At 27.3% G+C, this 26,049-nt stretch carries 29 protein-coding genes; 20 read left to right on the top strand and 9 right to left on the bottom strand.

All coding sequences use genetic code 11. The features are described 5' to 3' along the window. Nucleotides 1-95: 95 nt before the first annotated feature. Nucleotides 96-623: a Gx transporter family protein gene (locus Q0V24_RS12415; protein WP_297521958.1), complete on the bottom strand. Its 528-nt coding sequence runs from the start codon at nucleotides 621-623 to the stop codon at nucleotides 96-98. Nucleotides 624-625: 2 nt separating this feature from the next. After that, nucleotides 626-1,024, bottom strand: a complete 399-nt coding sequence (locus Q0V24_RS12410; RefSeq protein ID WP_297521956.1) for a NusG domain II-containing protein — start codon at nucleotides 1,022-1,024, stop codon at nucleotides 626-628. Nucleotides 1,025-1,236: 212 nt separating this feature from the next. Here Q0V24_RS12410 and Q0V24_RS12405 point away from each other — a divergent pair, with 212 nt between their 5' ends. The 5 genes from Q0V24_RS12405 (at nucleotide 1,237) to Q0V24_RS12385 (ending at nucleotide 7,126) form a co-directional block, all read left to right on the top strand. Then, nucleotides 1,237-1,716 (top strand): FMN-binding protein, encoded by a 480-nt coding sequence (locus Q0V24_RS12405; RefSeq protein ID WP_297521954.1) that lies wholly within the window; start codon nucleotides 1,237-1,239, stop codon nucleotides 1,714-1,716. A 228-nt stretch (nucleotides 1,717-1,944) separates the two neighbouring features. Then, nucleotides 1,945-2,940, top strand: coding sequence for an FAD:protein FMN transferase (locus tag Q0V24_RS12400; protein WP_297521952.1), 996 nt, complete (start codon nucleotides 1,945-1,947; stop codon nucleotides 2,938-2,940). A 13-nt stretch (nucleotides 2,941-2,953) separates the two neighbouring features. Next, on the top strand, nucleotides 2,954-3,841 hold the full coding sequence (locus Q0V24_RS12395) for a LysR family transcriptional regulator (protein WP_297521950.1): 888 nt from the start codon (nucleotides 2,954-2,956) through the stop codon (nucleotides 3,839-3,841). Nucleotides 3,842-4,052: 211 nt separating this feature from the next. Continuing rightward, nucleotides 4,053-5,969, top strand: a complete 1,917-nt coding sequence (locus tag Q0V24_RS12390; RefSeq protein ID WP_297521948.1) for an FAD-dependent oxidoreductase — start codon at nucleotides 4,053-4,055, stop codon at nucleotides 5,967-5,969. Between the two features lie 188 nt (nucleotides 5,970-6,157). Continuing rightward, the gene (locus Q0V24_RS12385; protein WP_297521946.1) at nucleotides 6,158-7,126 is read left to right on the top strand and encodes a polyprenyl synthetase family protein; all 969 of its coding nucleotides are present in this window, start codon (nucleotides 6,158-6,160) and stop codon (nucleotides 7,124-7,126) included. A 67-nt stretch (nucleotides 7,127-7,193) separates the two neighbouring features. Here the strand turns inward: Q0V24_RS12385 and Q0V24_RS12380 are convergent, their stop codons facing one another. The 3 genes from Q0V24_RS12380 to Q0V24_RS12370 form a co-directional block, all read right to left on the bottom strand. Next, nucleotides 7,194-8,432 (bottom strand): hypothetical protein, encoded by a 1,239-nt coding sequence (locus Q0V24_RS12380; RefSeq protein WP_297521944.1) that lies wholly within the window; start codon nucleotides 8,430-8,432, stop codon nucleotides 7,194-7,196. 81 nt (nucleotides 8,433-8,513) lie between these two features. Further along, nucleotides 8,514-8,864, bottom strand: coding sequence for a DUF6483 family protein (locus Q0V24_RS12375; protein ID WP_297521942.1), 351 nt, complete (start codon nucleotides 8,862-8,864; stop codon nucleotides 8,514-8,516). A 95-nt stretch (nucleotides 8,865-8,959) separates the two neighbouring features. Continuing rightward, nucleotides 8,960-10,015: a hypothetical protein gene (locus tag Q0V24_RS12370; RefSeq protein WP_297521940.1), complete on the bottom strand. Its 1,056-nt coding sequence runs from the start codon at nucleotides 10,013-10,015 to the stop codon at nucleotides 8,960-8,962. 198 nt (nucleotides 10,016-10,213) lie between these two features. On the opposite strand from Q0V24_RS12370, the gene Q0V24_RS12365 reads away from it, so the two are divergent. Then, the gene (locus tag Q0V24_RS12365; protein ID WP_297521938.1) at nucleotides 10,214-10,753 is read left to right on the top strand and encodes a lecithin retinol acyltransferase family protein; all 540 of its coding nucleotides are present in this window, start codon (nucleotides 10,214-10,216) and stop codon (nucleotides 10,751-10,753) included. A gap of 39 nt (nucleotides 10,754-10,792) precedes the next feature. On the opposite strand, the gene Q0V24_RS12360 is transcribed toward Q0V24_RS12365, so the two are convergent. After that, nucleotides 10,793-11,479 (bottom strand): MgtC/SapB family protein, encoded by a 687-nt coding sequence (locus Q0V24_RS12360; RefSeq protein ID WP_297521936.1) that lies wholly within the window; start codon nucleotides 11,477-11,479, stop codon nucleotides 10,793-10,795. A gap of 170 nt (nucleotides 11,480-11,649) precedes the next feature. Further along, nucleotides 11,650-12,777: an SLC13 family permease gene (locus Q0V24_RS12355; RefSeq protein ID WP_297521934.1), complete on the bottom strand. Its 1,128-nt coding sequence runs from the start codon at nucleotides 12,775-12,777 to the stop codon at nucleotides 11,650-11,652. 543 nt (nucleotides 12,778-13,320) lie between these two features. On the opposite strand from Q0V24_RS12355, the gene Q0V24_RS12350 reads away from it, so the two are divergent. Further along, complete coding sequence (locus tag Q0V24_RS12350; protein ID WP_297521932.1) at nucleotides 13,321-14,511, top strand: DHHA1 domain-containing protein; 1,191 nt, start codon at nucleotides 13,321-13,323, stop codon at nucleotides 14,509-14,511. 37 nt (nucleotides 14,512-14,548) lie between these two features. On the opposite strand, the gene Q0V24_RS12345 is transcribed toward Q0V24_RS12350, so the two are convergent. Further along, nucleotides 14,549-15,502: a hypothetical protein gene (locus tag Q0V24_RS12345; protein WP_297521930.1), complete on the bottom strand. Its 954-nt coding sequence runs from the start codon at nucleotides 15,500-15,502 to the stop codon at nucleotides 14,549-14,551. 147 nt (nucleotides 15,503-15,649) lie between these two features. After that, complete coding sequence (locus tag Q0V24_RS12340; RefSeq protein WP_297521928.1) at nucleotides 15,650-16,333, bottom strand: hypothetical protein; 684 nt, start codon at nucleotides 16,331-16,333, stop codon at nucleotides 15,650-15,652. Between the two features lie 231 nt (nucleotides 16,334-16,564). Between Q0V24_RS12340 and Q0V24_RS12335 the strand changes: the two genes are divergently transcribed. The 13 genes from Q0V24_RS12335 (at nucleotide 16,565) to Q0V24_RS12275 (ending at nucleotide 25,313) form a co-directional block, all read left to right on the top strand. Next, entirely contained in the window at nucleotides 16,565-17,083 is a 519-nt protein-coding gene (locus Q0V24_RS12335) for a hypothetical protein (RefSeq protein WP_297521927.1), read from the top strand. 98 nt (nucleotides 17,084-17,181) lie between these two features. Next, complete coding sequence (locus Q0V24_RS12330; RefSeq protein ID WP_297521925.1) at nucleotides 17,182-17,694, top strand: hypothetical protein; 513 nt, start codon at nucleotides 17,182-17,184, stop codon at nucleotides 17,692-17,694. A gap of 175 nt (nucleotides 17,695-17,869) precedes the next feature. Then, nucleotides 17,870-18,655 (top strand): SMI1/KNR4 family protein, encoded by a 786-nt coding sequence (locus tag Q0V24_RS12325; RefSeq protein WP_297521923.1) that lies wholly within the window; start codon nucleotides 17,870-17,872, stop codon nucleotides 18,653-18,655. A 95-nt stretch (nucleotides 18,656-18,750) separates the two neighbouring features. Further along, complete coding sequence (locus tag Q0V24_RS12320; RefSeq protein ID WP_297521921.1) at nucleotides 18,751-19,623, top strand: ComEC/Rec2 family competence protein; 873 nt, start codon at nucleotides 18,751-18,753, stop codon at nucleotides 19,621-19,623. A 436-nt stretch (nucleotides 19,624-20,059) separates the two neighbouring features. Beyond that, nucleotides 20,060-20,311 carry a hypothetical protein gene (locus Q0V24_RS12315; RefSeq protein WP_297521919.1) on the top strand — a complete coding sequence of 84 codons (252 nt, stop codon included), beginning with the start codon at nucleotides 20,060-20,062 and terminating at the stop codon, nucleotides 20,309-20,311. 91 nt (nucleotides 20,312-20,402) lie between these two features. Further along, entirely contained in the window at nucleotides 20,403-21,656 is a 1,254-nt protein-coding gene (locus tag Q0V24_RS12310; RefSeq protein ID WP_297521917.1) for a hypothetical protein, read from the top strand. A 90-nt stretch (nucleotides 21,657-21,746) separates the two neighbouring features. Then, entirely contained in the window at nucleotides 21,747-22,169 is a 423-nt protein-coding gene (locus Q0V24_RS12305) for a hypothetical protein (RefSeq protein ID WP_297521915.1), read from the top strand. 51 nt (nucleotides 22,170-22,220) lie between these two features. Further along, nucleotides 22,221-22,841: a hypothetical protein gene (locus tag Q0V24_RS12300; RefSeq protein WP_297521913.1), complete on the top strand. Its 621-nt coding sequence runs from the start codon at nucleotides 22,221-22,223 to the stop codon at nucleotides 22,839-22,841. A gap of 124 nt (nucleotides 22,842-22,965) precedes the next feature. Further along, nucleotides 22,966-23,175 (top strand): prolipoprotein diacylglyceryl transferase family protein, encoded by a 210-nt coding sequence (locus Q0V24_RS12295; protein ID WP_297521911.1) that lies wholly within the window; start codon nucleotides 22,966-22,968, stop codon nucleotides 23,173-23,175. 66 nt (nucleotides 23,176-23,241) lie between these two features. Next, nucleotides 23,242-23,667 (top strand): hypothetical protein, encoded by a 426-nt coding sequence (locus Q0V24_RS12290; RefSeq protein ID WP_297521909.1) that lies wholly within the window; start codon nucleotides 23,242-23,244, stop codon nucleotides 23,665-23,667. 142 nt (nucleotides 23,668-23,809) lie between these two features. Continuing rightward, entirely contained in the window at nucleotides 23,810-24,319 is a 510-nt protein-coding gene (locus Q0V24_RS12285) for a hypothetical protein (RefSeq protein ID WP_297521907.1), read from the top strand. A gap of 35 nt (nucleotides 24,320-24,354) precedes the next feature. Next, on the top strand, nucleotides 24,355-24,798 hold the full coding sequence (locus tag Q0V24_RS12280) for a hypothetical protein (RefSeq protein ID WP_297521905.1): 444 nt from the start codon (nucleotides 24,355-24,357) through the stop codon (nucleotides 24,796-24,798). Beyond that, nucleotides 24,798-25,313, top strand: a complete 516-nt coding sequence (locus Q0V24_RS12275) for a hypothetical protein (protein WP_297521903.1) — start codon at nucleotides 24,798-24,800, stop codon at nucleotides 25,311-25,313. The genes Q0V24_RS12280 and Q0V24_RS12275 overlap by 1 nt, the downstream gene beginning before the upstream one ends. Nucleotides 25,314-26,049 lie beyond the last annotated feature (736 nt).

Here is a 26,049-nt window from a genome sequence, read left to right as displayed (position 1 = left end):
CTATATCACAATGATATAGCACCTTCTTTCTTTTTTTTACATCTTTTTTCTTTTATATCTAAGTGTTTTTCAACTTTTATAAAGAAAACAAATTACTATTTATATAGTAATTTGTTAAGATGTTTTATCATAAAATCAGCTGAAATACCAACAAATACACCTGTTCCGATTCCTGCAAGTGATAATACTGGTAAATATAGCATTACTCCAAAATTTTCTAGTATAAGACAAGCTGCAAAGAGTTGTCCTATATTATGAAAGACAGCACCACTTACACTTATTCCTATAAGTGAAAGATGTTTTCCAAAGAATTTCTTTAGAAAAATCATTATTCCAAAACTTAAAAGGCCACCACTAAGGCTATATATAATCATGGATGGTGTTCCAAAAAATAATGAAACAATAAAAATTCTAAGTAAAAGGACTTTTAGCGCATCTTTATATGAATCAAGGGTGTATATGGATACCATTATTATAAGATTTGCAAGCCCAAGTTTTGCACCAGGTGTTATAACTGGCATAGGAATCATTGATTCAAAGATAAATAATATTAAAGCAAGTGATGTTAAAAGTGATAAATAGACTAATTTTCTAGTATCTTTTAGTTTTTTTATATTTTGCATATTTAATGTGAAAGAATAATATCTTCATCTGAAGTATTATTCATATCTCCTTTAATTTCTACTACGACTTTATTTGGTAGGCAAATAATACTTTGTCCAACTTTAGAAATAGATTTTTGTTTTACACATAATGAGTCTTTGCAGTTAGCGTGTATAATTTTAACTGTAGCCTTTTCTATATGTATTATATTAAGTGATTTATCAGTTTTAATTTCAAATTTTTGTGTACTTGCTATATTAGATATATTAATAGACTTATATTCTTTATTATCCACTTTAATTTCCACATATTTTGTATCATAATCCTTATTTAAAGACCTAGCTAAAATTATATGTGGAGTAAAAGATATTATAATAAGAAAAAGGATAACTACTATATCTAGTTTTTTTAGAATTTTCACTTGTATAGCCACCTTATTTTAAAATTTACTTAATAAAGTATAATATCATTTTAAAAGAGAACGAAAAATAGTAGTAATAGGAAAAATGAATGTAGTATAAAATTTTCTTATTAACTAAAAATAGTTAATTGGTTATATAATCAGACATAAGGAATTTTAAGTCCAAAATTTGACTTGAAATTTAATTCATTAAAAATAGGGGGACTAGAATTATGAAAAAGAAAATATTAGCTATGTTATTATTACCAATGGCTGCATTAACATTTGCTGCATGTGGTGGAGATGAAGAAGCAAAAACTGAAGGAACATCTACAGAGACAACTGAGGGTGCTATCACTAATGGGTTATATGAAGTTGAAACTAAAGATGCTGATGAGAATGGTGGAAAAGCTAGAGCAAGTGTTAAATTTGAAGGTGGAAAGATTGTAGAGGTTAAATACAATGAGTTCACAGAAAAAGGTGATAAAAGAGAAGATGCTGGGTATAATGAAATGATGCAAGAAAAAGCAGGAACAAGTCCAGCTAAGTATGAAGTTGCAATTGAAGAGGCTGTTATGGCTAAGCAATCAGCTGAATTTGATGCGGTTAGTGGTGCTACAAGTTCATCAGCTAAAGCTAAAACTTTAATTAGTGAAGCTATAACTAATGCAAATGAAGGAAATACAGAAAAAGAATTAGTAGAAGTTAAGTAAGAATTTGAAAATTTAAAAATTAAATAGATATAGAGCCATATTGAATTATCAATATGGCTTTTTTTATTTACAAATAGACACTCTGTAAATAAAGAATTAAATAATAGTGCATTTAAAATAAATTTATTAAAAGTACTGTATAATCAGGTAATGACAAAAAAATACAAAAAGTGAGTTTTGCGAGGTGAAATTATGCTTAGAAAAAGCATCTTTTTTTTAATAATTACAATGGGGTTAACTTTATCTGCATGTTCTAAGGGGGGCTCAGATAATGAAGTAGAAGCGATGAGTAGAACAGAGTTATTTATGGGGACATCTGTAAAGATAACTTTATATAATCATGAAAATGAAGAATCTATAAACAAGGCATTTGAGAGAATAAAAGAAATTGAGGATACAGTTTCTATAAATAAAGAGGGAACAGAGATTGGGGAGCTAAATAAAAATGCAGGGGTAAGACCTGTAAAACTTAGTAAAGATAGTATTGAGATAATTGAAAAAGGACTTCATTATTCTAATTTATCTAAAGGAAGTTATGACATAAGCATTGGGCCACTTGTTAAACTTTGGAGTATAGGACTTCCAGAGGCAAAAGTTCCAACAGAGAACGAAATTAAGGAAGTTTTAGAAAATATAGATTATAGTAAAGTGAAAATTAATGATGAGGAGGTATTTCTTGAAGAGAAAGAAATGATTTTAGACCTTGGAAGTATTGCAAAAGGATATGCAGCTGATGAGGTAGTTGAAGTACTTGAAAATGAGGGGGTAGAAAAAGCTGTAATAGACCTTGGGGGAAATATTTATGTTATGGGTGAAAAGGCTAAAAATCAAAAATGGAAAATAGGAGTTCAAAATCCTTTTGCTGATAGAGGGAGTGCAATAGGAAGTATACTTTTATCTGATAAATCAATAGTTACAACAGGTGTATATGAGAGATATATAGAAGATGGAGATGCAAAATATCACCATGTGCTAGATCCTAAAACAGGATATCCTTATGAAACTGAAATTGCAGGTGTGACTATAATAGCCGATAAATCAATAGATGCAGATTCTTTATCTACTTTAGTTTTTACTAAGGGAATTGATGAGGGACTAGAGTTTATTGAAAGTATTGATGGTGTAGAAGCAATTTTTGTATCAAATAGTAAAGAAATTTATAAAAGTGTAGGAATAAAAGATAGTTTTAATCTTTTAAATGAAGACTTTAAAGTTATGAATTAAGGGGGAATCTAGATTGCAAATAGATAGTTTAAAATATTTTGTTCAGGTAGCAGAACTAAAAAGTATAACAAAAGTAGCAAGTAAGTCACATATATCACAACCAGCTCTTAGTCAGCAGCTATCAAAGCTTGAATTAGAGCTTGGTGCAAGTTTATTTGAAAGAAGTAATAGAGGTGTTGAGATAACAGCACAGGGAGAGATACTTTATAAGCATGCAAAGAATATTTTATCAGGTTATGAAAGACTTTTTCAGGATATGGAAATTTCTACAAAGTTAAAAAATGATGTAAGAATAAATATATCAAGCATATCAAGTAAGTTTTTAGTTTCTAATATTTCAAGCAAGATGTTTAATATCTTTGGTGATTTAGATTTAAAGCTTAGCACTCAGATAGATAAAGATTGGCATTCATCTATTATAAATAATAATACAGATGTAATAGTTGGAACAAAAAAAATAGAAGATTCTGATATTATATCAAAAAATATTGGTAGTGATGAATTTATTTTAATAAGTAGAAAGAAAATTAGTATAAGTTCAATTAAAAAATTAAATGTTGCATTATTAGATGATGGGACAGAGTGCCTTAATGATATAAAAGAAAGAAATGTAAAATTTATAACAAATTCGTTGTCAACTGTAAAAAATTATTTGGATGGTGATAATACAGCTGCGGTAGTGCCAAGAATTGCAGTTTTAGAAGAGTTAAAATCTTCGGATTTTTATGAGCTAAATATAGAAAAATATAATTTGAAATATGATTTGTTTGTAATTTATAAAAAAAGCTTAGATGTATCAATAAAAAGAAAAATAACTAAATTTTCTAAAGAAATAGAACTTATTTTAAAAGAATGTAATCAAGACAGAATATTTTTAAATGAAATTAAAAGTGTAGGTTAGTTATTGAAAAAAGTTATGGTTCATAGATAATTTGAATAACTAAAAGTGCATAAAAGATACCATAACCTCTTTTGAATGGCTAATTATAGGCGATAACAAATATGAAATGATAGATACTAACTATTAATTGGGAGTTTATAGTAGATAGACAAGCTTTGTTAATGTAGCTAGAATATTAGTGAAATACATAATAGGATAAATAGGGGGAAATATGACAAAAAATATAGTTGTTTTAGGAGCTGGTTATGCTGGAGTTCATGCAGCAAAAAAGCTTGCAAGAAAATATAAAAAGAATAAGGATGTAACTATTACGTTAATAGATAAAAATCCTTATCATACTCTTATGACAGAACTTCATGAAGTTGCTGGGGGAAGAGTTCCAAAGGAGTCTGTTAAAATTGAGTTATCAAGAATATTTCACAGAACAAAAGTTGATGTAGTAGTTGACCTTATAGAGAATGTTGATAGTGAGAAAAAAATAGTTAAAACAACCAATGGAAGTTTTAGTTATGATTACTTAATAATTGGAACTGGAAGTGAGCCAGCATTTTTTGGCGTTCCGGGGGTAAAAGAAAATGCATTTACATTATGGTCTTTAGAGGATGCTTTAAAAATTAAAGCTCATATTAAAGATAGAGTAAAGAAAGCTTCATTTGAAAGAAATGAAAAAATAAGAAAAAGAATGCTTACTTTTGTGGTAGCAGGTTCAGGATTTACTGGTATAGAAATGGCAGGAGAACTTTTAGAGTGGAAAGAAACACTTGCTAGAGAGTATAGAGTGGATGTAAATGAAATTAGAATATTAGTTGTTGAGGCTATGTCTACAATACTTAATATGCTTGATAGAAAACAAGCTGATAAAGCTGAAAAGTATATGATAAAGCATAAAGTTGAAATTTTAAAAGAATCGCCAATAGTAGAAGTTAAAAAAGAAAATATAAAACTTAAAAGTGGAGAGGTAATTCCAACTGAAACTCTAATATGGACTTGTGGTATTCAAGCAAATAAAGATTTAGAGTCTTTAGAAATTAAAAAAGCAAGAGCTGGAAGATTTGCTACTAACAAGTATATGGAAGCAATCGGAAAGGAAAATGTTTATGTTGTAGGTGATATAGCATATATAGAAGTTGAAGAGGGTAAAGGAAACCCACAAATTGTTGAGGCAGCAGAACAAACAGCAATAACAGCGGCTAAAAATATAATTGCAGATATAGAGAAAAAAGAAAAAGTGGAGTTTAAACCTAATTATCATGGATTTATGGTTTCAATTGGTGGAAGATATGCAGTAGCAGATCTTATGGGCTTTAAACTTTCAGGATTCTTTGCAATGGTTATGAAGCATATTATCAATATGTTTTATTTAGTTCAAGTTAATGATGTACATGCGGTATATAATTACCTTCAACATGAATTCTTTGCTATGAAAGAGAGAAGATGTATTTTAAGAGGACATTTAGCTTCAAAAGGAAATAGACTATGGCTAATACCTTTAAGACTTTATATAGGAGCACTTTGGTTCCTTGAAGGGTTTAAAAAGCTTATAGGTGAAGAAACATTTAAGAAAGCTTTAGAAAAAGCTGGACAGGCAGATGGAATATTTGAATATTTTGAAGTATTAGCATCAAACTTAACTATTGGATGGGATAGTTGGATGAAGATGGGAAATGTTAAAATGCCATTTACATGGCTTCAAGATGGAGTTACAGGAGCAAGCGTGGCTGCAGAGGCTACAACAAATATGCCAGCTCCTATATTTAAAGAAATGCCAGGTATTTATGAGAGCATGATGGAATTTATGATGCCAACACCAGAAATTGCAGTATGGTTCCAAAGAATAGTTGTAATTACAGAAATTGCAATTGGTCTTGCATTAATTGCTGGATTATTTACATTCCTTGCAAGTGCAGCATCAGCATTTATGACTGTTAACTTTATATTATCAGCTATGGCAGGATGGGAAATCTTATGGTTTACATTTGGAAGTATAGCTCTAATGCAAGGTGCAGGAAGAACATTTGGTTTAGATTATTATGTAATGCCTATGATAAGTAAGTTTACAGGTAACTTCTGGATGGGAAAAAGAGAGCCTATGTATGATATTCATGGGAAAACAACAAACTTAAAATAAGATAATCATAAAAGGGAGCTAGTAAAATAGCTCCTTTTTGGATATTTATCTCAAAATTATAAACAGAAAGATAATTTTTATAGAAAAAATTTTGAAAAAGTTAATCACCAAAGTATAGTGTTTTATATTAGAATAGTAGTATAGCATACGTAAAATAACAAATTTAACAGAAAAGATGAGGGGATAAAATGAATAATTTTTGGAATGATTATCCTATAATTGATAAACAATTAGATGAAGTTAGAAATCAGATAAGAAAAAATTCAAAATGTAAAGATAAAGTAATACAAGAGAGTATTATAGAAATGTTAGAAGCGGGTGGGAAAATGTTAAGACCAGCCTTTGTTATAATCGCATCAAAATTTGGTGAGTATAATGAGGAGCGAACAGTAGCGATATCAGCAGTTATAGAAATGTTTCATATGGCAACACTTGTGCATGATGATGTAATTGATGATGCAATGCTTCGTCGTGGGAAAGAAACTGTTCAGGCAAAGCATGGGAAAAATTATGCGGTGTATATAGGGGATTACTTATTCTGTTTATGTTTTAAAATATTAGCTACAACATCCTCAATAGAAAGAGGGATAGAACTTGATACAAAGGTTATGACTGATATATGTCTTGGAGAGGTAGAACAACTAAATTCAAGGTATGATAGAAATGTAACTGTAAAGGAATATTTAAAGAGAATATCAGGAAAGACAGCAAAGTTATTTTCTTTAAGTTTATATCTTGGTGCAGCAGAGAGCAAATGTAGTAAAAAAACTTGTAGATTGTTCTGGGAGATAGGGCATAATATAGGGATGGCTTTTCAGATAATAGATGATATATTAGATTATTCAGTAGATAGTTTTAAAACAGGAAAAGACTGTTCTAATGATTTAAAAGATGGAGTATACACATTACCTCTTTTAATGGCGCAAAAAAAGAATATAAAAGAATTAAATGATATTTTAGATAAAAAAGAGTATAGTGATAAGGATATAGAACTTATAATGAATATTGTACGAGATAGTAGTGCTGTAGAAGAGGCCAAAGCATTAGCACTAAAGTATACTTCAAAGGCATTTAAAAATATAAGTAAGCTTCCAGAGAATGAATATAGAGATATACTAAAAGAGGTTACACAACAACTTTTAGAGAGAGAATATTAGAATGTTATATAGTTAGATAAAAGAGGGGTAAAAGCATTAATATACTTTTATCCCTCTTTTCATATAATTAATTTAACTTAATATTTATAATTCTAGCATCATCATGACTTTTCGCAAGGTTAACATCTACAGATTCAGCAGTGATTTTATTAAATTTAATAGAACGAACAGTTCTATCTTTTGAATATTCATCAGTAACAGCACTAAAAGTTAGTGGTGTATAAGTTAGCAGTTCAGGACCTATGCTAGAGCCTTTAATTTCATAAATAAATTCACTCGTATAATCTGTTTCTCTATATTCAAGGAATTCTATATTATCTTTTTTTAGTGAAGCATCAGTAGTAAGTTTTATTACTTTAAAGTTTTCATCTAAATCATTTGTATCTATAGTAAAATTAGTTTTAAATTCTTTATCATATGTAACAGGATAATATTCAGAAATTTTAAAGTTATTAAAAGATATTGAGATGTTTAAATCTGTCGTTTTTTTAAATTCTTCAGGTATTCTAAAGCCAATAGTATATTCTTTAATATTAAAATTTTGCTCAGTTTTATTTTTCATTGAGTCTAGATGCTTTAAAGTAGTATTCTTAGTTTTAGAAATATTGAAGTTGAGCTTATCTAAATAATCTTCATTAAGAGAAACAGGAGAATCAAAAAGATTTAATTCAACTTTTTGATTATTAACCAAAACTGATAATTCTCCTGTAGCAAAAGGTTCAAATCCTACATGAAACATTTGCTCCTCTAGAGTAGTATAAAAACCTTCATCAGATAATCCCCAATCATAAGCTTTTTCAAGCTTTTTAAGAAGCATTTCTAAAAAATCTATATCTTCTGGTAGATTAAAAGCCTCTATATCAATTTCTTTTCCATCAAAAATATCAATTTTCATAGAATCTACAACTTGTCCAAATTTATTAAGATTATCTTTATTTTTTAAAAACTCAGATTTAAGGAAGGTTAAGTATTCTTTATAGTCATCTGGACTTTGAACTTTATAGTCTGAAGGTTCTAAATTTTGTATCTCTGAAATTCCAATAAGTATATTATCTCCATCTATCATATAATCTTCAAATATTATTTTTATAGTGTCATCCCCAACTATTTTGTTTAAAGGAATGATTTTCTGATTTAAACTATCTTTTTTTTGATTAAGTGATAATTCAATATTAGATGTTTCAAGTTCTGTGTTTATATTAGACCTAGCAAGAACTTCATCAAATTTGTTTAATGAGGTATTTACAAGAAAGAAAGTAGCTCCAATAGCACCAAGTGTAAGTAATGGCTTTTTAATTTTACTCATGAGAATCTCCTTTTGTATAATATATTAAAAGAAGATTTTAACACTAATAAATTACCTTAAAATGGAATTTTAGTTAAGGAATTATAAACTAAATTTGTTTTTAAAATCAGTAAGTCCTTGAGAAATTTCTTCTCTAGAAAAACTATTTTGGGTTAAAGTGGCATCAGATGTTTTAGATAACTCAGCATAAAAATATTTTGCGATATCTAAAATATCTTTATCAGCGTTAGCAGTTGCATAGCTAAATAAAAAATCTTCGGCTTCGTTATATTTACTAGTAGAAAGCATTCGTTTAATAATTAGATAGACCATATCTTTATCAGACATATCTTCTATAATAATTGGTTCAATTTCAGTTTCTACATCAAAAAGGACATCTGCAAGTCCTTTTCCAAAAGATTCTACTAAATCAAGCATATAATCATTTTTCATAAATAAATCTCCCTTATTTTAAAGTTTTTTAATATAGTATCTAACGAAGGGCTACTTAAAATCAATTAAGTAGCCCTTCGTTAGATATAATTTAATTAGTAGTTATTTCTACTTGATGTAGGTCTAGAACCTTTACCTTTAAATGGATTTGAACCACTAAAAGATTTACCAGCAGGTTTATTTTTACTTGCAGGCTTTGAACTTCTATTAAATTTACTTTCATTATCAAATTTAGAATCTTTAGAGTCTTTGCTAAATTCTCTGCTATTTTTGTTGAATTTATTCATTCCAGCAGCAGATGAATCTTCTCTATTAAAAGATTTTTGATTATCTCTTGAATCAAATTTACCAGCAGGTTTATTTTTGCTATAAGATTTATCCTTACTAAATGAATTATCTTTGCTATAAGGTTTATCCTTACTAAATGATTTATCTTTGCTATAAGATTTATCCTTACTAAATGATTTATCTTTGCTATAAGGTTTATCAGTAGCTACCTTTTTTTCTTTATCAAAGTTAAATGATTCATTCTTTTCAAAGTTTCTATCTCTTTTAAAATCTTCATTCTTTTTGATATGTCTAGCTTTTCCGAAAGCTTTATCAAAACTATGTCCAGTTGCTTTAGCAGGTTTAGCTGGTTCAGTAGATTCTGATTTTACCTTTGATGGGTAAGTTCTATAAGAGTCTGCAGCAACTTTGGGATTCTTCTTTTCAGCAAGTTTTCTTCTGAATTCACTTCTTTCAAGATGTTGTCCTTTTCTTACTGGTTTATCTTCTTTAGCTAGTACAGGTTCTTCTTCAGGAAGAGTTCCTTCTCTTTTAGCTTTTTCATAAGCTTTTCTTGCAGTATCTTTTTTAGCTTTAACTGCTACTAATTGATCAAAGATATCTTTAAGTCTTTTTTTTACATTAGTACTTTCTATTGTTGAAAATCCTTTAGCAGGAAATGTTTTTTTACTAAAAGTTTTTAATAGCATATTATCAAAGTTAATAGGTGTAATTCTATATAGTGAAACTCCACTAGCTGAATCACCCATCTTATGTAAATTAAATCTAAAATCTAGGTAGAAGTAAATATTATCTTTATCTTCCTTCTTACCTGATAAATTTTTCATGCCTTCTAATCTTATTGCCTTTGGTGCATTTGTCATTATAACAATCCTTTCAACATCTTACTAAATAGTAAATGTCTTTTAATCTTCGTTTCCATTATTATAGTTTAACATGAAATTGACTGAATAGATATATCATATATTGTTTATAAATAATTAATTCGTAGGTTAAAAAAAATTTATAATTTTATCTTATAATAATATTAAGACATATGAGAGATGACAGGGGGAGTTTAAATGAAATTTTCAAAAAAGAATATTGGTGAATTCTTAGAAAAAGTAGGGAATGGGGCTAAACCAGTAATAAATAAGGTGAAAAATATTAGTAAGGAAAATAGAAGAGGGATAGAGAGGAAATGTATAGCTATAAACCCTGCTTATGGAGATGTTATAAGTAAAGTTAATAATTTTGTTGATACAGCTAAAAATGGAACAGAAGCTACAATATATGGACTTACAAGACATATGAATAATGAAGAGTTTTGTTATAGTATAGGTGAGCATTTATATGTCCAAAGATGTTTTTATACACATCATGGAATATATGTAGGTAAAGGGAAAGTAGTACATTATTTAAAAGAAAAGGTATCTGAAACTTCACTTTTAGATTTTGCATGTGGAGAAAAGATATTTATAAAAAATGAAAGTCAGAGTCCAAGACATCATAGGAAAAGAGATGCAATTAAGAGGGCTTATAGTAGGCTTGGGGAAAATAGATATAATCTTGCAATAAATAATTGTGATAGTTTTGTTAGATGGTGTAGAAATGGTCTTTAAATAAAATAGACAAGTATAAATAAAATACTTGTCTATTTTTTAGATTATTTCATAGTAATCTAGTGTTAAATTTTTAATAGAATGAATATCATCTAATATAATTTTAAAATCCTCTTCACTTTTAACTCTGAATTTTAAGTTTACAACCTCACCAAATTCTTGGTGTTCAACTCTATAAGACATAATGTTATTATAATTTTTTTTAATATTATCTTTAAGTTCTAAGTATGATAAATCTGTTGCTACAACTTGTAATTCAATACTTAAAGTATAAGATTTTTTAGAAACTTTATTTACAACTTCAAAAGCAAGTAAAATCAAAATAGTAGCGGCAATTCCAAGAATATAAAGACCAGAGCCAACGGCAAGTCCAATGGCAGCAACACCCCAAAGTCCAGCAGCTGTCGATAAACCTTTTATTGAACCTCTTTCTTTAAAAATAACACCAGCACCAAGAAATCCCATTCCAGAAACAACTTGAGCAGCAATACGACTAGGATCAACTTCTACATATTTTTGAATGACTTCAAAAAAACCATATTGAGATACAAGCATTAGCAGTGCAGAACTAAGAGATACAAGCATATGAGTTCTAAGTCCAGCTTCTTTTGAACGTATATTTCTCTCATATCCAATGAGCCCTCCAAGGAACGCAGCAAGAATAAGCCTTAGTACAAAGTCAAATTGAAGGCTTATATTTGTAAGCATATAATTTGTAAGCGCCATAAATTTCTCCTTATTATTAGTTAAAATATTTTTGTATATGGTAAAAGGGACTATAATACTGCTAATCAGTTTTATAAAAGTCCCTTCTAATTATGTAATTTTAATAAAAAAGACCATTTCATAAATGATTAAGTTAAATCCTAAATATCATTAATGAATAGCCCTAAATTCTAAAGGAATTTAATTATGATATATGATGCAGGTACTAATACCGCAAGACTTATCAAGCTGTATATTGCAAATGTTCCTATATATTTTCCAGGAGTTGTCTTTGTTCCTGATATAGCAAATTTGTAAGAAATTATACTAGCCATAGAACCAATAAGTGAGAATAGGCCTCCATTATTTACACCAAGAAGTAATGCACGATAATTATGTGTAAATGGTGAAAGTAGTAATGTTGTAGGAACGTTACTAATAACCTGACTTATTCCAAGTCCTATAAAGTAAGTATGAACATTATTTACTAAAAGACCTGAAATCACAGTTTTAACTACTGGTATTGCAGATACATTACCAATAAATACGAAAAATGCTGTGAATGTTAATAATAGTGAATAATCAACTCTAAGGAATAGTTTTTTATCTATTATAAGAGTAATAATTATTACGGCTGCAAAAGCATATCTATAATTTACTAAATGAAATACAGATGCTAATACACATAAAAATAATATTAAGTAAACAACTATTAATTTCTTTTGATTAATTACAACTTCATCAAGACTTACATCTAAAGTTTTATTTTTTTGGAACATAACAAATCCAACTAAAAGTAAAAAGGATACTATTGTTATTGGAAGTGTTACTGCAAAAAATTCTGAACTTGTAAGATTAAAGTGTGTAAAGATATATAGATTCTGTGAGCTACCCATAGGTGTTAAAGAACAACCTGTGATTGCAGCTATTGTTTGGAATACTATAAGCTTTACAGGGTTAAAGTTAGCTTTTTTAGCTAAAACTAAACTAAGCGGTACAAATGTTATAAGAGCAACATCATCTGTTATAAGCATTGAACTAAAGAAAGTTAAAAATATCATTACAGCATATATTCTCTTTAAGCTCTTATCCCTATGTAGAAGTTTTGTTCCTATAAAGTCTAGAAGTTTAAATTCTTTAAGACCAGTTATAACAACCATTAAGTTAAATAAAAGTATTAAATCTTTAAAGTTTATATAACTAAGCTTTGGCATAGATATAAACGACGAAATTATAGCTAATATTACGGCTATGATTAATATTATTTCCTTTTTCAAGAATTCAGTGAGTTTATTTTTGTCTAAATCTTTCGAATTCATTCTTATCTCCTGTAAATAACTAAATTTTATTTTGCATTACTATTCAATAGTACACTAACTATTTTTACATATCAATAAAAAAAATTTTACGAAAAAGAAACAAAATTTAATAAAACATAGGTTAATTGAAAATAAATAGGTAAAATTTTCAATTTATAAAGAAAAAAAGTATTAAATCTTCAAAGTAACAAGAATAAAACTAAAAAAAGAAATATTTGTAATTTGACTTTTAGGAAATATAAATATTTTATGATTGCTTATATTTATGGGGGAAATTGAAAATTAAGATTATTGTTTTTTCTTTTGGATTTCAGTAACTTTATTTAATCGTAAAAGAAATACTCGTAAATGAAGATATATATCATAAAAAATTGAAAGTATATTAAACAAGGAACTTATACAAAAAAAGAAAAACTAAAATAAGAAATAGTATTCTTATTTTAAAAACTACTTAGAGTGAGTAGTAAATAATCTAAAAATTTATATATAGTTTATTTTATCTGATATAATAAACTATATATAAATTGTTTGGAGGATATACAAATGGAAAAACTTTATTATGAAGATCAGTACATAAAAGAATTTGTAGCTGAGGTAGAAGAAGTAAAAGAAGAGAATGGAAGATTTCATGTTATTTTAGATAAAACAGCATTCTTCCCAGGTGGCGGTGGACAATCTGCAGATAGAGGTAAAATAGATAATCATGAAGTTATAGATATTTATGAAAAAGATGGAGTAGTTTATCATGTAACAGAAAAAAAACCTATAAAGATACATAGAGTAAAATGTGAAATTGATTGGAATAGAAGATTTGATGGAATGCAGCAGCATTTTGGGCAACATGTTTTATCAGGATGCTTTTATACTTTATTTAATGTAAATACAGTAAGTATTCATTTAGGTGAAAAAATTAGTACAGTTGATATTGAAGGAATACTTACAGAGGAGCAAATTAGAGATGTAGAGAAGCTTGCAAATGAAAAAATTAGCGAGGCTATTAAAGTTGAGTTTTTAACACCTACAAAAAAAGAACTTAAAAAATTAAAAATAAGAAGAGCACTTCCAAACACTGAGGATGAAATAAGAATTTTAAAAATTGGTGATTTAGATATAAATGCTTGTTGTGGTTTACACCCCGCATCAACTATTGAACTTAGACATATAAAGATTAAAAAGTTTGAGAAAAATAAAGGAAATACAAGAATAGAATATCTTGCAGGAACAAGAGCTATTGATGATGCATTAAGTAAAGATGAGTTTGCAAGAGAAATTTGTAAATATTTAAGTAGTAATGAAAAAGAAGCAATAAATAGTATAAAAAATATACATGAAAAGCTTTCAGAAGCATTATCATCAAAATTAAAAGTAGAACAAGATATCGCAAAGTATGAAATGAAAGAAATGCTTGAGGGTGCAGAAAATATTCAAGGTATTGCGCTTATAGAAAAAATATATGAAAATGAAGATATTAAGTATATAAGTAGACTTGCTACAAAACTTACAGAAGAAGAAAATATAGTTATTTTATTTGCAGTTAAAAATGAGAGTAGAGTAAATATAGTATTTGCAGCATCTAAGAATATTAAAAATATTAATGTGGGTTCTATGCTTAAAGATTGTATAACATTAATAGATGGAAAAGGTGGCGGAGGTCATTATTTAGCACAAGGTGCAGGTAAAGATAATGGTAATTTAGAGAATGCATTATCTTATGCTAAAAATAAATTAAAATAAAAACAAACCAGCATTTAGAAAATGCTGGTTTGTTTTTTTATTTACCCCACTTTTTATTAAAAGCGTTATAGAAGAATGTTTGTCCATCAAATCTTAAACCTTCATAGTAATATCCAGAATATAAATATGCCTGATCTTTTGTTTGCCATATTCTTCCGCTTGGATCTGCAAACATTATTGCTTCATGTTCTGAACCTCTAAGTTGGAATTCGTTTTGTTTTCCACTTGGGCATGTTAGAGTAGTCTGATAATAAGTTTTACCTGAAACTATAGTATTTGAATTTAAATACACAGAAGCAGTTACACCTGGCATAGAGGTTTTACCTTTTACATACTCAGTCATGACTTTTTTTATTTGATTTTCAGTTTGAGTTTGTGAAAGACCAGAATTTAGTGGGTTTTGTGTCCCATCAGATTGAGCTTCTTTAACATTTAATTGCTGTCCTGATGCACAAATGTAATATGTACTTAAAAGGCCAGTATAATTATAGATAGTTCCGTTAGGATTTGTTAATCCTTCTGGATTAGCTAAAGTACCTTCCATTGGCATTGAATAATAATTATAAACTCTATAGTATCGAATTCCTTCATAAGTAACAAAATTATTTAAGTTAACAACTGTTCTATACCCTAATTTATCTACGTTATAAGAGGTATATACACTTTCTTCTAATTTAGTATATAAAGTAGTTGCTGCTGCTGAAAATGTTGCAGAGTTATTATAAAGTTCCATTTCAGAATTTGTTAAATTATATTTTGCATTTTCTGATACAAGCTTAGAATGTGAAGGTCCATCACTTGAAAATAAAGCGCCTACGACACTTTCTTTAGGTTTTGCATGTGTTGGTGTTTGCATTCCAGTTGCAGTAGTTTGTGCTACAGTAGTATTATGCATATTTTCAATACTTTCACTAGATTTAATCACATAAAAACAAGTATCTATAATACCTGCAAAGGCTAGTATACAAATCCAGATTAATATCTTTTTCATTTGTTATCCCCTTTTGTTCTCTATATATTTACTAATACAAATATATAGTTTTTTAATTTAGTAATATAGCCATATATATTACTAATTGTTTAAGAAAAAGTAAAAAAGTAAAATAAAACACTACTTTTAGGGTACTGTTTTTTAGTTTTAATAAAATGATTGCTGTTTATTTATATATATAAATCCTGCTGGTGTCATATAAAAACTTTTAGAACCTATAGTGACAAAGTAACACTGATAACCTTCAAAGTCGATTTTTTTATTCATGTCTATTGAAATCTTTGAAGAATTATTAGGAATATACTTAGAAAATTGTTTTGCAAGCATTTCTAGGTATTCTTTTTTTTGAGCTAATGATTTATTTGGAAAACTTTGATTGAATTGTTTATTGAGTCCATGACCATCTACATCTAAATATCTTGCACCTATAAAGTTACTATAGTTTCCATTACAAATCCAATCTTTAGATTTTTCACCTATATAATATTCATAAACATTATAATATTTATGCCCATTTATAATTTTATAATCATCTAGATTTGTAATAAAAGCAGTATTTTTATCTGAGGTTTTATTAACTATTTCTTGAAGTCTAGCATAAGTTTCAGAATTATTAAGTGAAGACGAGGTCGTGGTTTTTTTTGATAAGTTTGCAATGTTAGTAATGGTTGAATTATTTGTGAGTATATTTTTTTGTGTTTGGGAGGTCTTTAAAGTTTGTGTATAAGATATATTTTTATTTTTTAAAGGATTTTGATTTACAGAATAAATTGCTGTGCCACCAACTATTAATGTAGTTGCAAGTCCGATAGTTATAAGTGATTTTTTCATTTGCTAGACCCTTTCTTCTTATCTCTTAAATTTTTTATGTTTAGTAATACTTAAATTATAAAACTTTTCAAAAATTTATTTACAATTTAAGTATTACTAAATTATTACAAAAAAGATAAAAGTCGTTCGACAAACAATTGACTGTTAAATGATGTAAAATTATACTAATTATGTATAATGAATCATATAATAAATAAAATGATTTGAAAAAAAATTTAGGAGTAGTTAATAATGAAAAAAATATTAAAATTATTACTTTTAGCTGTAGCAGTATTTTGGGGAACGAATGTTATTTTAGTGGCTAAGTCTAGCGTAGAGGAGTATATATCTAATCATAAGGAAGAGGCTATAGTTATAGAAACAACGGCTATAATAAGCAAAAAAGGCGGTGGGTTTGTAGAATATATAGTAAAAGAGATAAATACTATATCTGTAGATATAAGTACATTAAAAACAGAAATTGAGGCTCAAAAAGATAGTTCTAGAGTGAAAATGAATTTAGTTGAAATAGCTCAGTTAAATGATAAGTTAGAAGCTGTAAAAGATAAAAAAGAATTTTTGAATTTAGATTTATTTAGAAATGAGGTAACTATATTTAATACTTTAGTTAGAGATTATATAGGCTTGTGTGAGGAATATATTATTAAGAATACAAAAGAAAAATATGAAGAAGCATCAATAAAAGAAAAGGAAATTTTAGAAACTAAACTAAAGATAGAAAAATTAGTAGAAACATTTGAAATTAACTAAAAGGTTTATAAAAAAATTAAGTTGTGATAGAATTAAGAGGAATTATGAGACTATATTTGAAATAACAAAAAAAACTTACTTTTAGGAGACTTTAACAAATGACAAAAGGTAAAAAAATAGGAATTATAATAGCGATTATACTTGGAATTGGTATACTTATAGCAGGTGTTTTTACAAAACCTAAAACATCTACTAGTAATGTAGACCCATCTACTTATTCTCAAACACAGGTTCAAAAATTAAATCAGTTGCAGGAACTTACAACAAACCTGTATAAAGATGAAGAAACAACTGATATAGCACAATTAAAAAGCCAAATTAAACAAATTGGTGGAAGTCAAGATTCATTATTCACAGGAATGATTACTGATTTAGACAGTGTGAAAAGTGATATTGGTCAAGATAGATATACTCAGATAAAAACTGTCTTAGAATCTAAAGTACAACCATCTTATAAACAAGTAATAACAGATGCTAATGAAATAGCAACTAATGGGTATGATAAAAATCCAGGTCAAACAGTAGAGAATTATCAAAATGCAATGAGAGCTATTTCAGATGCTGAAAATGTTCTTGCAGGTGCACAAAATACAAATAATAGTCAGTCATAAAGAAAAGAAGAAGAAAAAAAGCAAGATGCTTTTTCTTCTTCTTTTTTTGAAAAATATGTAGAATTCGAGCAGATTTTTTATTATAATTAAAAGTAACAAAATAAAAAACAAATAAAACGACAAAAACTCTGAATGGTTTTGATGAATTTAGGCGTTTTGACAAAGGAGAATTGCAATGAAGATAGTTAAATCATTATGGGAAGAAATTTTAGAAATAATGGAAGAAAATATAAAAACATTCTCAATAGACTCATTAGATAGAGGTGTTAGAATTACAAAGATAGAAGAAGTTGAAGATGTTATGAATATAAAGTTTCCAAGTGAATTGAAAGCTTTATATTTATCTAACAACGGAACTGTTGGACTGGGTGCTATTTTAGGATTTGAACTTATTTCATTAGAAGATATGTTAACTGAATGGAAGTCAAATAAGAAGATTTTAGAAGCAGGTCAATTAGATAACATAGAATTTAAATCTTCAGAGGATGGCAAGGTTAAAACTATAGGTTTTGATGAAAAATGGATACCTTTTGCATATAATAATATGAATACATATCTTGCAGTAGATCTTAATCCAGGCAAAGAGGGCACTATAGGACAGGTAATAAATATTGGTGATCCTAAAGCAAATTCAGTTAAATATGTTTTAGGTAGTAGCATAGAGGTATTATTAAAAGATACAATAATGATATATGAGTGCAATGGACTTGAACTAGATGAAGAAATTGAGGTTATAGAAGATAGAGAAGATGATACTATAGAGCTTTTGAATTTCTTGGATAAATATTTATTTAATATAAAAGCATCTTACAAAGGTTCAGAGAATATGTATGATGAGATGGATGTTTCATATAATACAAGAGAATATGATGATTTTCAAGAAGAAGATGGTTATGATAGCTATCGAGAAGACGAGGAAGAGGATGAATATTCATCTAGTTATGAAGAAGATGAATATTAAAGTTTAGAATATTTAAAAAGGATGCTTATTTATAAGTGTCTTTTTTTTTGATTATTAATATACTATAGTAAGAAATTTTATAGTAAGGTGATAACATGAAATTAACAAAAAAGAGTATTAAAAAGATAGCTGTAGGGATTGGAATTACATGTTTAGCAGGTGGAACAGTAATTATAAATGAAACAATTCCTAGTATTAGCAATTCAAAAGCAGAAATTCATTTTATTGATACTGGAAATAGTGATGCAATTTTAATACTTGGAGAAAAAAATATATTGATAGATGGAGGGGATAATAATGATGAAGAATTTTTGGTTAGTTATATAAAAAATGAAAATATAGATACTCTAGATTATATAATAGTAACGCATCCTCATGCAGATCATATAGGTGGGTTAGATAATGTTATAGATGAAATTAATGTAAAAAAAATATATATGCCAAGCAGAGTTCATGAAACAAAAACATATAATGATTTAATCGAAAGTATAAAAAATAAAAATATGCTAACGGAAGTTCCTCTAGAAAATGATGAAATTAAATTGGGCGATTTTTCATATATGCGAATATATAATACAAATGGTGGCCATGATATTAATGATGAATCTTTAGTTACACTTTTTGTGAATGGAGAGGATAAATTTCTTTTTACAGGTGATGCACATAGTGAAACAGAGATTGAAATATTAGATTTATTAGAAGATGTAGATGTATTAAAGGTTGGTCATCATGGTTCAAAAACTAGTACAAGTGATGAGCTATTAGATATTGTTTTACCAGAATATGCGGTTATTACTGTTGGGGAGGGGAATAGATATAAACACCCTAATAAAGTCACTATGGATAAATTAAATGAGCGAAATATAGAGGTTCATAGATCTGATGAATGTGGAGATATAATTTTCACTTCTACAGGGGAAGGAGTTTTTACAGAGTGCGAGGATGGTAGTTATAATTATAGAGATTAAAAATAAAAGGATGATTCATTCCATAGAATCATCCTTTCAAATGTAATATATCTTTACGGATTTTATGAAACTTAAAAATAATTGCTGTAATCCTTAGACAAGTACTAATATAAGTCTTAATAATATCTTTGTCTAGGAGTAGAAATTAATCTTATAACAATTTTAAATGAGATAGATATGTTTGATAATAAAAAAATAGTTTAAAATTTATTATAAAATCAAAAAAAATAGAATTTTCTGTATAATTTATTATTTATTGCACAAAATTTTTGACGATAATTTTTAGTTGGTATCAAATATAAGCACATTTGAAAAAAAAACTTGGAATATTGTATTAAAAATGTGTTAGAATTAGAATAATGAAAAATTTTATTATAAAAGTACAGGCTAAATAATAAAATATATTTATTTTTACAAAAGATGGAGGTGACAAGATATGGGGAAAGATAGCATAGCTTTAAGTAGTGTACTGCTTAATGACATATTGAGTTTCGATACTATAAGAAGTTTAAGACTTGATAAGTTTGATAAAGAGGAATTTCTTAATATGATACTTGCACTTGGTGAAGCAAATAAAAATTTAAAGGCTAAATGTAAAGAACTTTACAATAGTTATTTCGGGACAGGCAGTTACGATTTTTATGAGGCTGAATTAAGAGTAAGAAGACTTACGGAAATATATCTTTAGAAAATTAATCTCTATATTCTTTAAATTTATAAATTTAAATTACGAAATTTGTGAATACTATAAGATATATTGATTGTGAAAGGAGATAACAATGAAGATTGCTTTTTTAGATTTAGAGTTTACTAGAAAACCCTACGATACAAGTTTTGTAAATGAAATAATTGAGATTTCATGTATAACTGCCCCAATTGAGGATAGTTATAAATTGAATGATGATGGATTTTTGGTTTCGAGTTATAAATTTAAAGATCAGAAAGATGATAAGTTTACTTGTCTTGTTAAACCAAGTATAAATACTTTTTTAACAAAAGAAATTGTGGAATATACGGGGATAACACAGAGGGAAGTAGATAATAATGGGACATCACTTGAGGAGAGTATAAAAAATCTTTATACTTATCTTAAAAAAAGTGATATAAAGAGAATATATATTTATTCAAGATATTCAAAGGATCTTTTAACTGGAGCTAAAAGAATATTAAGAGGTAGATTAGACAAAAAAATTAACTATATAATAAATCTTTTAAAGGACATAAGTTATTATTCTAGTATTGCTAGAGAACGAGTTATCATGAATCTTGATAGAACTTCAAATTTTGATGTTCAGTATTCAAGAGAGAAACTTTCTAGCAAAAAGAAATTTTCATTAACTGATACGTATCTTGTATTAATGAACAAAAAAGAAATTAATGATACAACTAAAACTAAATCATTAGCTGATGCGAAGTTAATAAAAGATATATTCTTCTCTGAAGAGAAAAATATCGAAAGTGAGCTTAGTGAAATAGCTTATAGAATAGAGATAAAAAGAGAAAAATTATATTCTATTATTTTATCAAAGAAAGATTTTATTGAATGGGTATGCTCAGCTACAAGTGCTGAAGATTTAAAAGTTTACAAAAATGAGGATCTTCAAAGACTTATAAAAGCTATGGTCATAATAATAAAAGAGTTCAAAGGTAAAGTATTAGAGAGTGGTATAAAACTTAGTGAGATAAATGTAAATGATAAGTGGTTAATACTTTATAGGGAAGTAAGAAAACTTGCTGAAGAGATAAATAGTACTTGGGGACTAAAGGTTAAGTCGGTCAAGGAATGCATGGATATACTTCAAAAGAAAGAAAAAAAATTCGATGAAGCAAAAGTTGATGCAAAGCTTACAGCAATTTTAATGGAAAGTCATGATGATTTTGAACAATTTAAGGAAGACATAAAACCACTTGAAGAAGAGGAAATAAAACTTCTTATTATCAAATGTAAAAACATATTAGATCAATATGATAATGGTCATGCTTTTAAAACTTATACAACAAAACTAAGTATTTTAGAAGAAATGGGTAACTAACAGATAAGTAACACGAAAAAAACAAGACTAAATAGTAACATAAAACTTTATAAACAGTAAAAAATATAGTAGACATAAAGGGAGACATTAATGAAATATAAATTAGTAGGAAATGACGATTCAATATTAAATGCAAGATATAATAGTTTTATGGGAGAAAGTTACGGTTATTTAGTTGGGTTATTAGATAGAAAACTAAATAGTGAGTGCAATAAAGATTTTAGAATAGCTATAAATAGAGAGTTTTCAGAAACTTTAAAAACAGTTACAGGATCATATATTACAGATAAAGAAACAGAGAAAATCAAGTTAACTTATGAACTTGAAAAAGAAGATTATAAAAAATCAGGTCATAAAATGTTGAAGTATATATATACATTTTTATCAAACGAATATGGTAAAGATAAAGATTTTGATATTAGAATGACTGTTTTTAAAATGGTTGAAATGTTTAAAAATGATAATCTAAAAGGTTATGCATTAGATCACTTATTATTAAGTGTTAAACTTTAAGTGAAAAGGGGTTTTTGACCCCTTTTATTTTTTTTTAAGAAGGAGAAAAATTTGGATAAAGAATTATTAAGATTAAAAGATATTTTAGAATTAAATGAAACAAATTTTAGTGTAGAGAGAGAACTTTTAAGATTTTCACTCATTAATAATGATAGTGAGTTTGTTTTTTCAGAGTTTTATAATTTTGATAGTATAACAGATGTTTTAAGTTTTATAAAAAATGTTATAATTCCATCAACAGCTATATCTATATTAACTCAGGATAATGGACAATTAGTTATTACTATAGAGGATTCAAACATTTTTTTAGAACAGTTAAAGTCATATGGGGCAGATGAGAGTCTTGTGAAAAAATGTGCTAATATTTATAATAAACTCTCAAAAGTTACTAAAGATATTCCAATAAAAAAAATTGAAGAAGTTATAGATTTTATAAACTTTGAATTATCAGAAGGGCAGATGATTATGTTATCTGTTGAATATGCAAAAAATACAAAAATGTATTTAGAGCGTATGTATAACGAATATAAAGAAATGGATCATTTAGATATGTTAGAACAGGAACTTGGGAGATTAAACCTGTGTATGGGTGGATTCCTTGATATTTGTGAGCATATAGAAAAGTATCAAGATGAAATAAAGGTAAAGCTTTTAGATAAGCTTCCTTACTAATTTATATATAGTTCAAGGTAAACTGGTTAATTATTAACTAGTTTATTTTTGTTAATAAAAATCACATGTAATCTCGACAATTCCATATTAAAATTGACTTATAGAAATTAAGGGGGGCGTTTTTTTGAATCCAGTAGCATTTAGTATAGGTAATTTCGATGTAAGGTGGTATGGAGTTATAATTGCAAGTGGTATAATGTTAGCATTTATAATAACATATATAAATTGTAAGTATAGAGAGAAGAGTTTTGATAGGGTAATAGATATATTTGTGATATCTTTTATTGCAGCAATAAGAATTATAATGATAAATAGAAAAAAAGTAAAAATTTAAAGGATTTTAAATTGCTTTAGTAGAATTAATAAGTATAAAACAAATTTTTATAAGGGGTAGTACTTAATGGGATATTCTATATTTGAAGTAAGTGAAGAATTAAATATTAGTAGTTTGATTATAAATAAAGAGATACAAGAAGAAGATTTTGCAGATTATAAATATGAGGCAAAGGGAATAACATATATAAAAGAAGAAGGTATCAGGAAACTTTTAGAAGCAATTGATATAGAAAAAATAGAATATAAAAATACGCTTGAATATGAGAATGAAATAATGATTTTAAAAAAAGAAGTTTTTAATATTCAAAAAGAAAGAGATTTTTTGAAATTAGATATTTTTAAAAAGGATGAAACTATAATATTATTAAAAAGTGAAATCTTGAATTTGAAATTTAATGAAAAAGAAAATATTACTCAAAAGGAAGAGAAATACAGAAATTCATCTTTAATAAAACGAGTTGAAAGACATAAAAAGAAAAAATGGTTTTAAGAAGAAGTTATTTGCTTTAGCAAATAACTTCTTCTTTCATGCATTTATTGCTATTTTTTTAATAATATGTTTTACTTGTTAAAAAATCTTTGATATACTGTGTATTGTTAAAATAAAAAATGTCGAAAGTTAGGGGGAAGTTATGGCTAAAAATATAGATTTAATATCATACCCCTTTTTAAATGAGGATTTTGGAAGTGTAGACCATGAAGTATTAAGTGATTATCTTTCATCAGTTATTGGAAAAATATTATCAATGAATACACCACTTTATGATGATACATTTTGGCTTATGGAAATGTCACTTCATCTAAATGGGTCTGTAAGAGGAAAACTTGCAGTTATGGATGAGGATATCGAAAAAGGACTTTCAATTATGGATAAGTATAGGGAACTTACAAAAGAGAGAGTAAATGGTTTTGTATTACCAACAGGGTGTGCACTTGCATGTGAGTATCATATAGCAAGAGGTGAGGCTAAAAAGGTTTGTAGAAATCTTTATGTAATGAAAAATAAGGGAATTAAATTTGATAATATATTAATTGATTTTGCAAATCTTATGACGAATGTATTATTTGTAATGGCAGTAGAAATTAATAGATTAAATGATGTAGATGAGATACCATTTGTTTCTAAATCATATGGTGTTTAGTTATTTTAAAACTGAATAATAAGGAGAATTATTAAATGAAAAAATTAAGTTCAAAAATTATAATAGCAATAATAATAATAGTAATAGCAGCAGTCGCAATTGGTGTAAGTCAAAAACATCTATTTGGAACAGCTCAAAAGGGTAATAAGACAGTAACAGTAACAGTAGAGGACCAAGTTAATAACAAAGTTTTAGTTAAAAATGAGGTTTATCATACAAATGCAACAACTCTTGAAGCTTTCTTAACTGAAAATAAAGAAGCTCTTAAGGTTAATATTACAAGTACAAAATATGGTCCATATCTTATGGGACTTGAAGGATTAAATACACCTAGCATGGTTAAAGGTCCTTGGTGGATGTATGGATTTACTTCAAAAACTCCAGATAAGACTTATACAATAGGGAATGCACCAGGTGTAAAAGATGTTATACTTGGAAAAGAATCAACAGTAACATTTGTTTATACAGATAAAATGTAATGAGTGCAAAAGAGATAACTAGAACATCAGCACTTGCTGTATTTTTATATGTAGTTTATTTTTTAGGCTCATTTGTTGATTATATAGAACTTGTAAGTTTTATAATTTTAGTATATGGGACCACTCTTAAAACAAGAGTATCTTATTTTGCAGTAGTAGTTTTTACTTTAATAGTAATGCTAACTAAAGGAATAGGGCCTTGGAGTATAATGTATCTTGTAGTATTTCCACAATATATACTTTTATATTCTTTTGTAGCTAATATAACTAAAAATAGAATCGTATATTTTATTTTAGCAGGAATATTATCATTCTTATTAGGAACCTTTATAGAGTTACCATATCTTTTAACTGGGGGGCTTTATGGAAAGGCTCTTTTATTAAAAATTTTTATGGGGTTTCAAGTTTCAATAGGAAATGTAGCATGTACAGTAGTAGCAGCTATATTTCTATATGAACCATTTAGAATGCTTATAAGAAAAACTCTTGGCAGTGATATGATAAAAAAAGACTAGGTGTAGCAGATGCTATATCTGGTCTTTTTTTATATGTAAATATTATCAATTTATTAAAAATGTTAATTATTTAATAAATTGATAATAATAACCTAAAAAGATACTATTTTGTTTCTTTTTAGGGCTATTTAGGAAGTAAACTTATATAAGTTAATTAAATTGGAAAAATTAGGGGGTAAAGATGAGCAGAGTCAAGTTAGGGGTTTTAGTAGGAATTATAAGTATTGGAATTGTAAGTTTAAATTTAAGTTATGGAAAAGATAATAAGCTAATAACAGAATCATTAGCTTTAGAGAATGAAGAAAGCACAGAGGAAAACATAGCCACAGAAGAAATTAAAAAAGATGATGATATAGTGAGTAAAGGAAATATAATATATTCAGCAAAAGATTACTCTGTGAAAGCTAGTGATGTTTCAAAAATATTAGAAAATCCATATATAGGTGATGAAAAACAAATTTTTTTAACATTTGATGATGGACCATCTGAAAATACAGATAAAGTTGTTAAAATATTAAAAAATGAAGGTGTTTATGGAACATTTTTTGTTTTAGGTGATAGTTTAGAAGCTGAGGATTCCGATAAAAGACTTATAAATACTATAAAATCAGGAAATGCACTAGCAAATCATACATATAGCCATGATTATAAAAAATTATATACAAATGGACATGTTAATATAGATGAGATCGGAAGAGCGTCGTGTAGGGAAAGAGTGTCTTCGCCTGTGTAGATC

It is taken from the genome of uncultured Clostridium sp. (assembly GCF_947039605.1).
Lineage (GTDB): Bacteria > Bacillota > Clostridia > Clostridiales > Clostridiaceae > Sarcina.
This window is presented reverse-complemented; position numbering and strand designations above follow the sequence as displayed.

Bases quoted from the DNA above. Each gene is read 5' to 3' on its own strand.
- Q0V24_RS12415 (WP_297521958.1), bottom strand. From the start codon at position 623: ATGCAAAATATAAAAAAACTAAAAGATACTAGAAAATTAGTCTATTTA.
- Q0V24_RS12405 (WP_297521954.1), top strand. From the start codon at position 1,237: ATGAAAAAGAAAATATTAGCTATGTTATTATTACCAATGGCTGCATTA.
- Q0V24_RS12400 (WP_297521952.1), top strand. From the start codon at position 1,945: ATGGGGTTAACTTTATCTGCATGTTCTAAGGGGGGCTCAGATAATGAA.
- Q0V24_RS12390 (WP_297521948.1), top strand. From the start codon at position 4,053: ATGACAAAAAATATAGTTGTTTTAGGAGCTGGTTATGCTGGAGTTCAT.
- Q0V24_RS12385 (WP_297521946.1), top strand. From the start codon at position 6,158: ATGAATAATTTTTGGAATGATTATCCTATAATTGATAAACAATTAGAT.
- Q0V24_RS12380 (WP_297521944.1), bottom strand. From the start codon at position 8,432: ATGAGTAAAATTAAAAAGCCATTACTTACACTTGGTGCTATTGGAGCT.
- Q0V24_RS12375 (WP_297521942.1), bottom strand. From the start codon at position 8,864: ATGAAAAATGATTATATGCTTGATTTAGTAGAATCTTTTGGAAAAGGA.
- Q0V24_RS12370 (WP_297521940.1), bottom strand. From the start codon at position 10,015: ATGACAAATGCACCAAAGGCAATAAGATTAGAAGGCATGAAAAATTTA.
- Q0V24_RS12365 (WP_297521938.1), top strand. From the start codon at position 10,214: ATGAAATTTTCAAAAAAGAATATTGGTGAATTCTTAGAAAAAGTAGGG.
- Q0V24_RS12360 (WP_297521936.1), bottom strand. From the start codon at position 11,479: ATGGCGCTTACAAATTATATGCTTACAAATATAAGCCTTCAATTTGAC.
- Q0V24_RS12355 (WP_297521934.1), bottom strand. From the start codon at position 12,777: ATGAATTCGAAAGATTTAGACAAAAATAAACTCACTGAATTCTTGAAA.
- Q0V24_RS12350 (WP_297521932.1), top strand. From the start codon at position 13,321: ATGGAAAAACTTTATTATGAAGATCAGTACATAAAAGAATTTGTAGCT.
- Q0V24_RS12345 (WP_297521930.1), bottom strand. From the start codon at position 15,502: ATGAAAAAGATATTAATCTGGATTTGTATACTAGCCTTTGCAGGTATT.
- Q0V24_RS12340 (WP_297521928.1), bottom strand. From the start codon at position 16,333: ATGAAAAAATCACTTATAACTATCGGACTTGCAACTACATTAATAGTT.
- Q0V24_RS12335 (WP_297521927.1), top strand. From the start codon at position 16,565: ATGAAAAAAATATTAAAATTATTACTTTTAGCTGTAGCAGTATTTTGG.
- Q0V24_RS12330 (WP_297521925.1), top strand. From the start codon at position 17,182: ATGACAAAAGGTAAAAAAATAGGAATTATAATAGCGATTATACTTGGA.
- Q0V24_RS12325 (WP_297521923.1), top strand. From the start codon at position 17,870: ATGAAGATAGTTAAATCATTATGGGAAGAAATTTTAGAAATAATGGAA.
- Q0V24_RS12320 (WP_297521921.1), top strand. From the start codon at position 18,751: ATGAAATTAACAAAAAAGAGTATTAAAAAGATAGCTGTAGGGATTGGA.
- Q0V24_RS12315 (WP_297521919.1), top strand. From the start codon at position 20,060: ATGGGGAAAGATAGCATAGCTTTAAGTAGTGTACTGCTTAATGACATA.
- Q0V24_RS12310 (WP_297521917.1), top strand. From the start codon at position 20,403: ATGAAGATTGCTTTTTTAGATTTAGAGTTTACTAGAAAACCCTACGAT.
- Q0V24_RS12305 (WP_297521915.1), top strand. From the start codon at position 21,747: ATGAAATATAAATTAGTAGGAAATGACGATTCAATATTAAATGCAAGA.
- Q0V24_RS12290 (WP_297521909.1), top strand. From the start codon at position 23,242: ATGGGATATTCTATATTTGAAGTAAGTGAAGAATTAAATATTAGTAGT.
- Q0V24_RS12285 (WP_297521907.1), top strand. From the start codon at position 23,810: ATGGCTAAAAATATAGATTTAATATCATACCCCTTTTTAAATGAGGAT.
- Q0V24_RS12280 (WP_297521905.1), top strand. From the start codon at position 24,355: ATGAAAAAATTAAGTTCAAAAATTATAATAGCAATAATAATAATAGTA.
- Q0V24_RS12275 (WP_297521903.1), top strand. From the start codon at position 24,798: ATGAGTGCAAAAGAGATAACTAGAACATCAGCACTTGCTGTATTTTTA.